The 15,332-nt window shown below is 43.2% G+C and carries 11 protein-coding genes; 1 reads left to right on the top strand and 10 read right to left on the bottom strand.

All coding sequences use genetic code 11. The features are described from left to right. Window positions 1–38 precede the first annotated feature (38 nt). The 3 genes from CPC19_RS03340 to CPC19_RS03330 form a co-directional block, all read right to left on the bottom strand. Entirely contained in the window at window positions 39–1,145 is a 1,107-nt protein-coding gene (locus CPC19_RS03340; RefSeq protein ID WP_016390524.1) for an NAD(P)-dependent alcohol dehydrogenase, read from the bottom strand. Between the two features lie 72 nt (window positions 1,146–1,217). After that, complete coding sequence (locus tag CPC19_RS03335; protein WP_016390523.1) at window positions 1,218–2,210, bottom strand: amidohydrolase family protein; 993 nt, start codon at window positions 2,208–2,210, stop codon at window positions 1,218–1,220. Window positions 2,211–2,239: 29 nt separating this feature from the next. Beyond that, the gene (locus CPC19_RS03330) at window positions 2,240–3,166 is read right to left on the bottom strand and encodes a VOC family protein (RefSeq protein ID WP_015006702.1); all 927 of its coding nucleotides are present in this window, start codon (window positions 3,164–3,166) and stop codon (window positions 2,240–2,242) included. Window positions 3,167–3,356: 190 nt separating this feature from the next. On the opposite strand from CPC19_RS03330, the gene CPC19_RS03325 reads away from it, so the two are divergent. Continuing rightward, entirely contained in the window at window positions 3,357–4,472 is a 1,116-nt protein-coding gene (locus CPC19_RS03325) for a fatty acid desaturase (protein ID WP_015006703.1), read from the top strand. 408 nt (window positions 4,473–4,880) lie between these two features. On the opposite strand, the gene CPC19_RS03320 is transcribed toward CPC19_RS03325, so the two are convergent. The 7 genes from CPC19_RS03320 to aceF all read right to left on the bottom strand — a co-directional run bounded on the left by CPC19_RS03320 (window position 4,881) and on the right by aceF (window position 15,311). Beyond that, window positions 4,881–5,987 (bottom strand): NAD(P)-dependent alcohol dehydrogenase, encoded by a 1,107-nt coding sequence (locus CPC19_RS03320; RefSeq protein WP_016390522.1) that lies wholly within the window; start codon window positions 5,985–5,987, stop codon window positions 4,881–4,883. 247 nt (window positions 5,988–6,234) lie between these two features. Continuing rightward, window positions 6,235–8,352 (bottom strand): TonB-dependent receptor, encoded by a 2,118-nt coding sequence (locus CPC19_RS03315; RefSeq protein WP_015006705.1) that lies wholly within the window; start codon window positions 8,350–8,352, stop codon window positions 6,235–6,237. Between the two features lie 340 nt (window positions 8,353–8,692). Further along, on the bottom strand, window positions 8,693–9,910 hold the full coding sequence (locus CPC19_RS03310) for an argininosuccinate synthase (protein ID WP_015006706.1): 1,218 nt from the start codon (window positions 9,908–9,910) through the stop codon (window positions 8,693–8,695). Window positions 9,911–9,971: 61 nt separating this feature from the next. Beyond that, window positions 9,972–11,123: an OmpA family protein gene (locus CPC19_RS03305; RefSeq protein ID WP_016390521.1), complete on the bottom strand. Its 1,152-nt coding sequence runs from the start codon at window positions 11,121–11,123 to the stop codon at window positions 9,972–9,974. 44 nt (window positions 11,124–11,167) lie between these two features. Next, the gene (locus tag CPC19_RS03300) at window positions 11,168–11,944 is read right to left on the bottom strand and encodes an alpha/beta fold hydrolase (RefSeq protein ID WP_016390520.1); all 777 of its coding nucleotides are present in this window, start codon (window positions 11,942–11,944) and stop codon (window positions 11,168–11,170) included. 13 nt (window positions 11,945–11,957) lie between these two features. Continuing rightward, window positions 11,958–13,700 (bottom strand): dihydrolipoyl dehydrogenase, encoded by a 1,743-nt coding sequence (gene lpdA, locus CPC19_RS03295; RefSeq protein ID WP_016390519.1) that lies wholly within the window; start codon window positions 13,698–13,700, stop codon window positions 11,958–11,960. 9 nt (window positions 13,701–13,709) lie between these two features. Further along, entirely contained in the window at window positions 13,710–15,311 is a 1,602-nt protein-coding gene (aceF, locus tag CPC19_RS03290) for a dihydrolipoyllysine-residue acetyltransferase (RefSeq protein WP_016390518.1), read from the bottom strand. Between the last annotated feature and the right edge of the window lie 21 nt (window positions 15,312–15,332).

Raw genomic sequence — 15,332 nt, 5'->3', positions numbered from 1 at the left:
AACCCGAAGAGTAAGGTTCGGCGTTTGTATTCTAAGTACTACTTGGGAAGTCGCATCACCGCTTTAAGTGTCACGCCTTTCTCTGAGTCTTCCGCTGCTTGGTTTATTTGATCAAATTCGTAAAATTTTATTAATTTATCAAATGGAAATTTACCCTGTTTATACAACTCGATTAAGCGTGGGATAAAAATATCAAAGTTAGATTGGCCTTGTATAATCCCTCGTAGCGTTCGGTTATCCAACATAAAACTAACATCTACAGGTATCGTTACACCTAGCGCTGGTGAACCCACGATGCCTATTTCACCCCCTGGTTTTGAACAAGTAATTGCTTGAACCAATACATTTGGAACCCCGCTTGTTTCAAGTACATAAGCAATACCTGCTCCACCCACTATTTTCTTAATTTCCTCAACAGGGTCTACCTCAGCGGCATTAATAACATGGGTCGCCCCAAGCTCTTTTGCTAACGCTAAACGGTTTTCCTTTACATCAACCGAAATTATCGTTGTACAGTTTGCAATAACAGAGGCCATAACAGCCGATAGACCGACTGCACCCGCACCATAAATAGCAATTGCACTTCCTGCAGGTGGGTTCAAGGCATTGAGCACCGACCCTGCACCTGTTTGCACGCCACAACCCAACGGCCCCAATAGCTCCAATGGGACGTCTTTAGGCACTTTTATGGTATTTCTTTCATAGGATAGTGAATAGCTAGCAAACGATGATTGGCCAAAAAAACTCGAACCGATTGCTGCCCCCGAGTGATCATGAATCGTACAACTACCATCGACTGCTCGACCTAAAAAGTTCGGCTCAAATGCTGCTTCACATCGCGCAGGCTCACCATTCAAACAAGCTTCACAGTGACCGCAGGTATAAAATGTAAGAACAACATGATCGCCCGGTTCAACCTTCGTCACATTTTTACCTACTTTTTCTACAACGCCAGCCCCTTCATGACCAAACACCATGGGCAAAGGAACGGGGTAGGCTTGATCACGACAGGTTAAATCCGTATGACAAAGCCCAACTGCGACTATTTTTACTAAAATCTGATCAGCTGATACTTCTGCTAACTCCAACGATTCAAATTCAAAAGCCCCTTTACTTCCCCTTATTACTGCTGCTTCTATTTCCATGGAATGATCTCCTTTAGGTGATTATTATTTTTTATAAAATGCTAGTGTTAAAAATATGAATGAATGCTTTGCCTACCTAGAGCAAGCTAGAAAACGTTGTGCGTTAACAGACTGAAGGAGCGACATATCATGCTCACTAAGCCCCAAAGATTGTATCCGCTTGCCGGGCGACTTCTCACGAATGACAAAGGGGTAGTCAGTACCCACCATGAGTTGCTCTATGCCAAATGAGTCAATTAAATACTGAAGTGTTTGATTATCGTACACCAAGGTGTCGTAGTAGAGTCGTTGTGCAATATCTATCGGCGATTCATCAAATAGATCACGCCCCATTGTTTCCCACCCTTGCATCATTCGCGGCAACATCATGGCAAAACCACCGCCACCATGACTTAACCCAATACGTAACGCTGGGTACTTGGTTAACATTCCCCCGCTGACTAAAGAGGCTGCCGCGAAAGCTGTTTCATTTGGAAACGCTACCAAAGCTGACATGGCTGGCGGGCCTATAACTCTTTCCACCCCAGCTGGGTGTAACGGATGAATAAAAATTGATAATCCATTCTCAACCGCTGCCGCAAAAATGGGCTCAAAGAAAGGGTCGCCAATGGGCCGTCCATTAATATTTGTACCCACCTCTATACCCAATAAACCATAATCAGCACGTAAACGTGACATTTCACTAGCTGCACGCTCAGGGTCTTGCAAGGGAACCATTCCTAATCCATAAAAGGATTCAGGAGAACTATTAACCATGTTAGCAATCGTATGATTCATATGCCCACACATACGCACAGCATCATCCACATCAAACCAATAGGATAAAAGCTCAGGCATTGGCGACAAGACTTGTCTATCAACCTTTTCCACCTGCATATCAAGCAGACGTTGAGAGGCATCCCAGCTATGATGACTGACTTCTCGAAATGTTTTGCCAGCAATTAAAACTGACCGATGATGCGGCTGATCACAACAGCCCATTGATGGCCATCGAGTGGCTACATTATTACCAGAGTATGCAGGGAAATACTCAGGAACCACATGCGTGTGTACATCAATAATCACTTTGAACCCCTATAAGGCTAATCTGGTTTTTAAAGTAACTGGCCTATCAATTGTGGTTTAGCCGGTAAAATATCGCCAGCCTGAGCCCAATCTTCTTTCGGTACACTTCCCCAATAATCACCAGAATCTGGACGAGGCTCTAACGACCTTGGTTTCCGTGGGTTTTCTTCAGGAAATTCTTCCATGCCAAAACTGTATTCAACCGTCATTCCATCTGGATCTAAGAAATAATAAAAAATACTGCCTGAGGGTGGATGCCGTCCTGGCCCAAATACAATAGGAATATTATTTTCTGGCATTCTATTCAGTGCGCGCCCAATATCATCCATGTCTGTCACCATAAAATTAACATGATGCAAGCCTGGTCTATCGCCTCTTAATTTCGCATTACTCACACCCAACGTATGGTGGTATGGGTTAGGAAAACACCGCATAAAGTTTATAAAACCATCAATCGAGTCAGAGGTATCAAAGTTCATGACTTCTCTAAAGAACTTGATCGAGGCATCCCAATCAGAAAAACTCACGACCACATGACCCAAACGGGCAATTTTACTGACGGTTGGCTGATAACTTGTTGCTCTCTTGTATTGCTGGTTATAGAGTTCAAAACATATACCATCATTAGGCTCTATAAAACGTAATGTTCGTCCTTGGAAAATCCCCTTACTTTCTTCGGTTGGCAATTCATACACATCGAGGCCATGCTTTTTAAACGTATCAGCCGCGTTATCTAATTCGGCATCACTCTCCATTTCCCATGCAATGCGCTTTAACCCCGCAACATCATTTTGGTAAAGCACTAGATTATGATGGTCATCACTGCAAGAGAAATATGCCACCCCCTCTTCTTGCAAGTTAAGCTGCAAACCAACTAAATCACGGTAATAAGTAATAGACCTTTCCAGATCGGTGACACCCAACGCAACATAACCTAATTTTTTATAACGGATCATTACATTTCCTTTTGTGTTTAAACCTAACGGCTGACTTAATTAAAGCCCTTTCATTGAAATTAAGAATAAAGACCTTAACTCAAGCTCTTAAAGCAATCAATAAAAAATAACATCCGTTAGTTATTTATTTTCTTTTGTGCTAGGGTGTTGATTCCAATAAAAATAAACTCAATCGTTACAGGAGGGAGTTATGGATTATTTACGATACTACTTCGGAACCATTCTTGTTTGCATTGCTATTTGGGGCTTTGCTCATGGAGGCCACTGGGTTTGGGTCGGCGTCGGGCTGCTGATACCCATCACTATTCTTGATGTTTTAGCCAAACCCGATCTGAACATGCGCAAGATAAATCACCCGTTTATCGTCAATATCCCTCTGTACCTTCACCTCTTCTTTATGATTGGTTTATATGCAAGCTTTGTACATTGGGTCAACACGACGGTCCAGGCTACAGGCTCTATCCCTGTTATAGATATGGTCGGCGCAGTACTTTCTCTTGGATTGTTAGGCGCTATGCCCAACGTACCTGTTACCCATGAGTTACTACACCGCAGAGATTATGGGCGTTATTTTGCCACCTTATTAGGTACTTTTTTTCTAGATCCCACTCGTGACGTCGCTCATATCCACAACCACCATGTTAACCTAGCAACACCTCTGGACTCTGATACCGCAAGACGAGGTGAAAACATTTATAGCTATATGTTTAGGGCCTCTTTTGGCAGCTATAAAGACTTTATTCATGCAGAACGTGAAAAGAGTAAAAAAACTAATAAAAGCATATGGTCTCCGAGTGGTCGCTTAGTACGTGCTATCGTCCAAGTGTTTATCCTCATTGGAGTCGTTACTTGGTTCGGCGGCGTTTATGCGATGGTGATAAGCATTTTCGGCTTAATGCTAGCTAAACTATTTGCTGAGGGTTTTAACTACTTCCAACACAATGGTTTAGTTAGGGTTGAGGGCCAACCTTATGAATCACGTCATATTTGGAATCACTTGTCCTACATTATTCGCCCGCTCGCATATGAAATTTCAAATCATAACGATCATCACCTAGACTCATATATCCCGTTTTATGAACTAAAACCAACACCTGATGGCCCACAAGGCCCGAGCATGTTTTTATCCTTCAATGCAGCCCTAATCCCGCCCATTTGGTTTAAGTTTCTTGCTCAACCTAAACTCAAAGAGTGGGATCTGACTCGCGCTACACCTGAAGAAAGAGTGCTTGCAAGGGAAGCTAATAGAGCAGCTGGTTGGCCTGACTGGCTGGGTGAACCAACAGAAGAAACTGTCAGCGCGTAATTTTTCCTCTTACTCAGAAAAAAACCGAGTAGCAATCTACTCGGTTTTTTTGAATAATAAAGTAGCCTAATTTAGTTTAGCGGATCAATCACATAACACCGCTAATTATTCGTAGTAACAATCGCCACAACCTTTTGAAAATGAAGCGCCACTAGGCACATGATCAGTTCTTATTGGCAAACCAAGGCTGAAACGACGTCACTGCCTGAGAACATTATATTACTTACTCAATTTTAGTCAGCATTAAATAGCTAGCACGCTCTAGGTTAAAACGTCATAGAAATGGACGCGCAGCATAAAATAAATATAACTAATGCACAGGCAACAATGCCATACCAATACAAAAATATCAGACATAAAAAAACCGGCGCTATATATAACGCCGGTTTCTTAATACCCTACAGGTGACTACTTAGGAAGACGCATAATAGCTTTTAGCGTTGTTCCTTTTTCTGAGTCTTCTGCTGCCTCGTTAATTTGCTCAAGATCATAGAACTTAATCAATTTATCAAATGGGAATTTACCTTGTTGATAGAGACTAATTAACCGAGGAATAAAGATATCGGAATTTGATTCCCCTTCCACAATTCCACGCAATTTACGGTTAAATAACATGTGGTTAATATCTAAAGGAATTGTTGTACCCATCGCTGGCGCTCCAACAATACCAACCTCACCACCAACACAAGATGACATAATCGCTTGAGATAGCACGGGGCCTACACCACTGGTTTCAAGCACATAAGCGATACCTGCACCACCGGTTAATTTTTGAATTTCTTCAACAGGATCAACCTCTAACGCATTAAGAGTATGCGTCGCGCCTAATTCTTTAGCTAACTCCAAACGATCAGGGTTAACATCAATTGAAATAATGGTTGTGCAATTAGCTACCACAGCACCCATCACAGCTGAAAGGCCAACCGCCCCAGCACCGAACACTGCAATCGCACTACCCGCAGGTGGGTTTAACGCATTAAGCACAGAACCTGCACCCGTTTGTACACCACAACCTAACGGGCCTAATAAATCAAGCGGCGCATCTTTCGTTACCTTAATGGTATTACGCTCGTATGCTAATGCATGCGTTGCAAAGGAGGATTGACCAAAGAAACTACAACCAACCTCATCACCAGCATGATCGTGAATAGTACAACTACCATCAACAGCACGCCCCATAAAGTTAGGACCAAAAGAGTTTATACAACTTGTAGGATCGCCTGTTAAACATGCATCACATTTACCACAGGTGTAAAAAGTTAAAACAACATGATCGCCTGGTTCTACTTTAGTAACATTTTTACCTACTTTTTCTACTACACCCGAACCTTCGTGCCCGAATACCATCGGAAGTGGTACTGGATAAAGCTGGTCACGACAGGTTAAGTCGGTATGACATAAGCCAACACCAACAATTTTAATTAAAATTTGATCATCAGATGGCTCTGCTAACTCAAGTGTTTCAATTTTAAAGTCACCCTTACCTTCTCGGACCACTGCTGCTTCAATCTTCATACACGTTCTCCTGAATTATTTTTACGTTATAAAAAAAAACAAAGCCACCTACTTGGTAGCCAATTTATCAATGGCACTATAAAAACATCATCTTTTTCTATCGTCAAACAATAATTGAGCTAATCGAGACAATTATCATTCTCTATATACTTTTAGCATTTTATTGCTTTCCAATACCGCATAAAAAAGCCTAGGCGTCACCTAGGCTTTTTACTACCATTGTTATGTAAAACTTAGTTCTTACAACTTACCATTTGTAGCTCGCTGTGACATAAAGATTGCGTCCTTGGCCTGGTATTTTGTCACCCACTGCAACATCTTCATTATTCATTGCCCGATTAACAGCTGAGGTATGATCTTCAAAATCTCTATCTAAAATATTTTCTACCCCCAACCCAACTTTAAGGCCTGCAATAGGTGCTATTTCACCACGAACATGCAGCAGCCCATAACCGGCTGATTTTTGCTCACCATTATAAGCAGCTACGTCATTTTGCGCACTGTACGCTTCGAGCTCTGTGGCTAATGACCAGTTATTTTGTTCGAACGTTAATTGCGTTCTCGTATTAAAAGGTGCTATCCGATAAAGATTATCTCCACCTCCATCACGGCGACGACCGCGCACATAACTGACCGTTCCATCCAAACGCCAGTCTGTCGTAAGTTCATAGCCCCACTCCACATCCACACCATACAGTTCAGCATCTACGTTGCTGAACTGTAACACCGTATCTCCGCCAAAAATACTGTTCGCGCCATCTGCTACAATATTTGCAGTTGTGCCAGTGACTTGCTCACCTTGAATATAATCATTCACACGGTGATAAAAAGCACGCGGCGCAAGGTATAACTCGCCAGCAGCATATTCTAGACCCAGCTCAAACTGATAGGCCGTTTCAGGCTCTAAATTCACATCGCCGATATACACTCGGTTATCCGCTAAACCACCCGTGGCTTCTAACGGTATCCATAAATAACGTTCTTGATAACTGGGAGAACGCATTTTACGTGCAAAACCTACTTCAGCTGTTAATTCGCTTGATATCGACTGCCTTAAAATAACATCAAAATCCCAGTTATGATCTGTTTGAGAACGATCTCCCTCATTAAAGCTATCAACCAATTCTGTGACTTGAGGCCCGATCATCATCATATTCCCGTACATGTGGTGCCCCACTTCGTCTGAATCCATTTTAACTTGGGTATATCGAAGGCCTGTTTCAAGCTCTAAACCCTGCTGGACGTCACCTTTCCATTCTGCAAACCCACTGTAACGATTGCGTTCAGCGCCGTTAAAATTATCCACGCCAAACATTGGGTTGTTCGGATCAGTAATAAAACCGTCATGCGTCGATTGATCGCCTTGCACACCAAGGCTAAGGTGACCGTTTGAAAAAGGCATTTTATAAACAGCCGATAAGCCACCCCCATCAACTGTTGTTAGGTTTTCACGGGTGCGGCTACTACCTGCCATGGTGGTCATGTTCGTACCGTTAGAACGTAAGCTAAAGTTATTCATTAAATGACGCATATCTTGATAATAGTAATCGACTTCTAATGAACGATTGTCAGCTAACTGAACACTGTAATCAGCAGAAAATATACCGCCTCTAACCCAGATGATATCCATCGGTAAAGAAGCGGAGCCAGTATGACCGGTATCATTATTACTGTAATTAAACCCTAACTCATGAGCACCAAATTTTGTACCGTAACCAATGGTATAAGCATCACGATCATATTGGCTAGGGTCAACTGTACGACTACCGTCAAACTCATAGTCATCGCCTTGTTCTTTGCTAATACTCGCATAAAAACGATGGCTATCATTCGAATATGCACTCAACACACTGCTGGTTAAGCCGTTATCTACCTCACTAAACCCCAGTGACGCTAAACCATGAAACTCAAATTCTTCACCATCGGTGAACTCTCCTTTACGAGACTCAGCGATCATTGAACCACCTATTGTTTCAATCCCGCTACTGATCGGCGCAATACCGCGATACACGGTCAGCTTATCGGTTAATGCTGCTGGTATATGGCTTAATGGAGGATCCATGCTGTTTGGCCCAACTTCTTTCCAAGACATGCCATCAACCACTGCATTAATACGACCACCAAATTGACCTCGGTATGAGGCTATACCGGTTAGCGGGCCATTACGATTAACATTAGCGCCAGGCACTCTTTTTAGAAGCGCAGCAGTATCTTTCAATGCTAACGATTCTGGTGCAATTCCGAATGCGCCCGGACGCATGCTAGCACCTTCTACAATGATTGTTTGATTTGTGTAATCAGCCGCCTTAACTGGCAAAGCTGCAATGACAGCTAATGATAATAAACTTAATTTAAACCGTTTCATAAACCCTCTAATTAGTTTTTTGTTTTTTTACAACAAAGTGGATTTTACCAATGAATCGGTTTTCAGAAATGTGACAAATTGTCACACCTCTATAGCGTCACACAAAAATAAACGTTAAAACCTCTGCGACAATTTGCCACATTCTCAGGACTCACATATCTCGGTAAGCTATCAGCAACTCTTAAAAGCTGATTGAGTAATTTTTACTTCAAACATGCTGATGCCCTATGGGCATAAAGCAGCCCGAATCTCCCTTCTATGGCTGCTTTTTCGACCTCAAATCTATTAAGAGTTCTTTATCGCCCTCTGTATCCCAGAGGGCTTTTTTTGACTATAAAGATTAAGAACGTTTCCTAGCCGCAATTCGCATGCGTAATGCATTTAATTTAATAAACCCTTCTGCATCTTTTTGATCATATGCGCCGCCATCATCTTCAAACGTGGCAATGTTTTCATCAAATAAACTATTAGAGGCTGATTCACGACCCACAACAATCACATTTCCTTTGTAGAGTTTCAAACGAATTCGGCCATTTACGGTAATTTGTGACGCATTAATCATTGTTTGCAACATTTCACGCTCTGGACTCCACCAGTAGCCGTTGTAAATAAGGCTAGCGTAACGTGGCATCAATTCATCTTTCAGATGGGTCACTTCGCGATCTAATGTTATCGATTCGATGGCACGATGCGCTTTTAGCATGATAGTGCCGCCTGGGGTTTCGTAACAACCACGCGCCTTCATACCCACATAACGGTTTTCAACAATATCTGCACGGCCAATACCGTTTGCCCCACCTATTTTATTTAATTCCGCTAATACGGTAGCCGGTGACATCGCTTGACCATCAATCGCTATAATATCACCACCTTTATACTCCAGTTCAATATAGGTCGGCTCACTGGGGGCTGCTTCTGGAGAAACAGACCAACGCCACATGTCTTCTTCTGGCTCAACCCATGGGTCTTCTAAAATATCCCCTTCATAAGAAATATGTAGCAAGTTCGCATCCATCGAATAGGGTGACTTTTTACCACGTTTCATTTCAACGGCTATCCCCGCTTTCTCAGCATACGCAAGCAATGAATCACGCGAGGTTAAATCCCACTCGCGCCAAGGCGCAATAATTTTTACATCTGGCTTTAACGCATAGGCACCGAGCTCAAAACGCACCTGATCATTGCCTTTGCCGGTTGCCCCGTGTGAAATGGCATCCGCTCCTGTCTCATTAGCAATTTCAATTAAGCGTTTTGAAATTAGCGGGCGAGCAATAGATGTCCCGAGAAGGTATTCCCCTTCGTAAATTGTATTCGCTCTAAACATTGGAAAAACAAAATCACGGACGAACTCTTCCTTTAGATCATCAATGTAAATTTCCTTAATGCCGTAGGACCGTGCTTTTTCACGGGCTGGCTCTACTTCCTCACCTTGACCCAAATCGGCGGTAAACGTAACCACTTCACAATTGTATACATCTTCTAGCCATTTAAGGATAACCGACGTATCTAATCCACCAGAATAAGCTAAAACAACTTTATTGACTTCTTGCTTTGACATGAGATCACTCGCGACTTAAAAATAATCCGCGAATTATACCCGATTGCATGACCACTTGGCGCTACCCTGAAATTGAAATATCCACTCGTCTGTTTAATTGACGCCCTGCAGGGTACCTATTACTAGATGTAGGGCGACTTTCACCATACGCCTTAGTCACTATTTGATCTGACTTAACACCCTTTGATAAGAGGTATTTTTTTATTACCTCAACACGCTTTTTGGAGACTGCCATATTAATCTGACGAGGACCTTGACTATCACTATATCCTTTAAGCACTATCTTCCCGTTTGGATGTTGTAAACGCCTATATTGTAATAAGTAGTCTAACTTTTTATTATCACGCTCATTTAAGCTGACTGAACCGGACCTAAAGTAGATATGCTTAAAAGGCTCAGGGCCAGCCACTTTCATCCGCACACTGGCGGCGGGTGTATCTAATGCTTCGGGGTCATCTAAGGCAATAACCTGTTCTTCAGGCATTCCTTCGTTAATTAAGAACTGGCGTAACGCCTGAACCCGCCCATCATAAACGCGCCGACCGTCTTTGACAGAAAAATCTTCTGTGCCACTAACTAAGTCAATTCTTTCTGTCTGACCAGCTTCTTTTACATACGTAACCGCTTTGCTTAACAGCTTGCGGTTTTTATGTGTGATTGTTGTACTTAAATAGTTGAATAACGACAATTGCTGGTGCACATCGTCCCTGCTAAAGGGGAGTAGATTTTGGCGGCATGACTCAAATTGCGCCATCACATCCAAAAAGTTAACCGATGATATCGCTACGTTAACCTGCCCGCCTTGATTCGCCTTATAACTAAACTGTGGAAAACGGCCATTGGATAGTTCTTGTAACATACGTTCTGATACATCACTTTGAACCACCAATTCTTTGGTTTTCGTTTTAACCTTTGCTAATTTAAGTGAGGGCGCATCGTGCATCCATACTGGTGGCACAGAGCTCAACATAGCCGTGTGAATTGGTGGCACGTATGACTCTGCTTTTAAAATAAAATTAACACGCTCACCTGACTTTTGCTCAAAAACACCCACGCCATATTGTGGAATAACATGCGTTATATAACACCCAACTTTGTTACCTGAGAACGTCCATTGTGAATGCGTAACTGGCGCCTGATACTGCTGAGCCAAGGTGCTCGCACTAAACAGCGTCATTGCCAGTAAGAATATATAGTGTTTAATCGTCTTCATACCGCCTATATCGGCAGATAAAAATAGAACTTTATATTTTTCTTCTAACTTAAAAAACTATTAAGCAACGTCATAAATTCCACAGGTGATTCAATATGCGGCCAATGGCCAGACTTAGCTATGGTTTGAAATTCGGCGGCTGGAAACATTTCTTTCGTCGGTTCTCGGTAGCGTGACGTCATATAGGTTGATTGACCACCATTAATAAACAACGCACGATTCGCATACTGCTTCTTAAGGCTATTTGCTGGAAACCCCATAATATCAGGCATGCTTTTTTCAATGCTCGCAAGGTTAACTCGCCACTGATAACCCCCTGATGTATTCGCCACCAAGTTTTGTAGTAAAAACTGTCTTAAACTGGGCGTACTTAGTTTTTCAGCTAAGTACTGATCAGCTTCTTTTCTTGAGCCGACGCTGTCAAGTGGTACATGATATAGGCCCAACAACACATCATCGAAATTATGCGAATACGTCACAGGTGCCATGTCCACAACAATTAATTGACTCACCTTTTCTGGCTCTGAGAGGGCCAGTTGCATCGCAACTTTCCCACCCATGCTATGGCCTAGTACCACCGCTTCTTTAATGTCTTCAAGCGTCATAAACGCTAGCACATCAGCCGCCATTGATTCATACCCCATCTCATCAGCATGTGGAGATGAACCATGATTACGTAAATCTAAGCTGTATACCGTGTCGCGTTCTGCCAATTGCTTTGCAATTCCCTGCCAATTACGCGCGCTACCAAATAGCCCATGTAAAATAATTATCGGCCTACCCGCTTCACCGTGTCGTACAAAATTCAGTGATACGCTCATCGCCTGACCCGACTTATTTCTTTTTAACGTATAAGTCGGTAATTGAACCCGCCTGCATTTCTGCTGCAAAACACAAGGTCTCAGATAAGGTCGGGTGTGGATGAATGGTTAACCCCATATCGTCAACATCTGCGCCCATTTCCAATGCTAAAACCGCTTCGGCAATTAATTCACCTGCGTTGGTGCCAACAATACCTGCACCTAAAATACGTTTTGTTTCAGGATCCCAAAGGATTTTGGTCATCCCTTCATCGCGGCCAATGCTCAAGGCGCGACCACTCGCTGCCCATGGGAAAACAGATTTTTCGTACTTAATACCATCCGCTTTTGCTTTTGTTTCGGTCAATCCCATCCATGAAATTTCAGGGTCGGTATATGCTACCGATGGAATCGTCATAGGGTCAAAGGCTGCTTTTTCACCCGCTATCACTTCAGCGGCTACTTTTGCTTCATGAACTGCCTTATGCGCTAACATAGGGTTACCAACGACATCACCAATCGCAAAAATATGTGGTACGTTGGTTCTCATTTGCTTATCGACCGAAATAAAGCCGCGCTCATCTACATTCACACCGGCTTTATCTGCCGAAATTAAACTGCCGTTAGGACGACGACCTACAGACATCAACACTCGGTCATATACCGCTGAGTCGGGCACACCTTCGCCTTCAAAGCTTACTTTCAAGCCATCATCTGTTGACTCAATAGCCGTTACTTTTGCTTTCAAGTAAATATTTTCAAGCTGTTTCGATAATCTTTTATGTAAGGGCTTAACAAGGTCTTTATCACAGCCGGCTACCAATTGATCCATTAATTCAATCACACTAATTTTTGAACCTAAAGCATGATAGACCGTCGCCATTTCTAAACCAATAATACCGCCACCGATCACCAACATTTTTTCAGGAACATCGGCCAGAGCGAGCGCACCTGTTGAGTCCATCAGACGATCATCGTCGTACGGGAAACCAGGGATTTTAACCGGCTGCGAACCGGCTGCAATAATTGCATTATCGAAGGATATCGTTTGGCTACTGCCTTCATTTTCAACCACAACAGAATGGCTGGATGCAAAATTCGCATACCCTGTCACAACCGTAACATTCCGTTGTTTTGCTAAGCCTGCTAAGCCACCTGTTAAGCGCTGAATAATGTTCTGTTTATTGCCACGAATAGCATCGATATCCAACGTCGGAGGTTCAAAAGTAACGCCATGTGCTGACATTTCTGCCGCCTCATGAATAACCTGCGCTTGGTGCAATAATGCTTTTGATGGAATACATCCAACATTCAAGCAAACGCCCCCTAACGAGGCATGGCGTTCTATAAGCGCCACTTTTTTGCCGAGGTCAGCTGCGCGAAAGGCCGCCGTGTAACCACCAGGACCTGCGCCCATAACTAGTACATCCACATGCAGATCAGCACTTTCATTTGCGCTTACAGGCGGCGTGGAAACAGGTTCTGCCACAGGAATATCGTTAGCAGCTGACGAGTCCTGCGTCGCCATAGCCTCAGATGCTTCAAGCTTTATCAATAAATCACCTTCAACCACTTTATCGCCTAATGCAACCATTATTTCTTTCACAACACCGGCTGAGGTACTTGGAATATCCATCGACGCCTTGTCGCTTTCCAAGGTCAAAAGACTGTCTTCGACCGCAACGCTATCACCCACAGCGACCTGAATATCAATTACCTCTACGCCGTCATCAAACTCGCCAATGTCTGGAACTTTTATATCTATTAGATTAGCCATCATATCCTCCTACAACAACACACGACGGATGTCATTGAGATAACGTGAAAGTGCTACCATAAAGGAGGCAGCATCCGCACCATCTATCACGCGATGATCATAAGTGAGATCTAATGGAAGCATTAAGCGGGGGATAAATTCACTACCATTCCAGACTGGCTGCATCTCTGCACGTGTCGCACCTAAGATCGCCACTTCGGGGGCGTTAACAATAGGTGAAAAAGCAGTACCGCCAATTCCACCTAGGCTTGAGATCGTCATACATGCGCCCTGCATTTCCTTTGGCGAAAGCTTACCATCCCTTGCTTTTTTACTGATCACGCCCATTTGTTCAGCCAACTCAAAAATACTGACCTTATCAACATCTTTAAAGACAGGTACAACAAGCCCATTTGGTGTCGCAACAGCTATACCAATGTTGTAATATTTTTTATAAATCAAGCTATTACCATCTGGCGATAACGAGGCATTAAACTGTGGAAACTCTTTTAATGTAGCCACTAAAGCCTTCATCATAAATGCTAAAAACGTGACCTTCACACCCCGTTTTTCAGCATCTGCTTTTAATGATTTACGGAACGCTTCCATATCAGTAATGTCTGCTAGCTCATGATGTGTCACCATCGGCACATTCAGCCAAGCACGCGTTAAATTCGTGCCTGTTAAGCGCTTAATCTTACTGAGCGGTTTTTCCTCTATTTCACCAAATTTTGTAAAATCAACCTCTGGAATAGGTGGAATCCCCGAGCCAACTGATGAAGACGTCGCTGATTGGCCGGCAATAATTTGCTTAACGTGTTGTTTAATGTCTTCTTTTAAAAGCCGGCCTTTAGGCCCTGTTGCCTTGGTAACCGTTGATAAATCAACACCCAACTCTCTTGCAAACTTGCGTACCGTTGGACTTGCATGAATATGTCCCATTGGTTTTGAAGTCACCGGTGCCGCTGCAACATTGGTATTGGGATTGGTATTCGTTTGCGATTTCGGCGCTGGCTTTGCTGGCGCTTTTTCTTCTGCTTTTGGCTCAGACTTTGCCGGACTCTCAGCCTTCACTGTTGCAGCCGCTTGGCCGGATAAAACTACAATTAAATCACCTTCTGAGACTTGCTCACCGACGGCGACTTTAACCTCTTTAACGGTACCTGCTGAGGTCGAAGGAATCTCCATACTGGCTTTGTCACTTTCTAAGGTTAACAACGATTGTTCTTCTTCAACCACATCGCCGACAGCGACATTCACTTCAATAACTTCAACAGCATCAAAGTCACCAATATCTGGGACATGAATATTAATTTCGCTTTCTGTTACTTCTTCTTGTACTGGTTCAGCTGCTGCTTCTTGAGCTGGTGCCTTCGCTTGCTCTGACGAGTTAAGCTCTTTTAGGCGAACGACAACAGTGCCTTCTGCCACAGAGTCGCCAACCGTCACTAAAATTTCTTCGACCACCCCTGCTGCTGATGAAGGGATTTCCATACTTGCCTTATCACTCTCTAACGTCAACAAGGCTTGTTCTACCTCAACTGAATCACCGATAGAAACTAAGACTTCAATAACCTCAACAGCATCAAAATCACCAATATCTGGCACCGCTACATCTATTAAATCACTCATTCAATTCTCCTATCGCTCGCT

The organism is Cycloclasticus sp. PY97N (assembly GCF_002443175.1).
GTDB classification, from domain to species: Bacteria; Pseudomonadota; Gammaproteobacteria; order Methylococcales; family Cycloclasticaceae; genus Cycloclasticus; species Cycloclasticus pugetii.
This window is presented reverse-complemented; position numbering and strand designations above follow the sequence as displayed.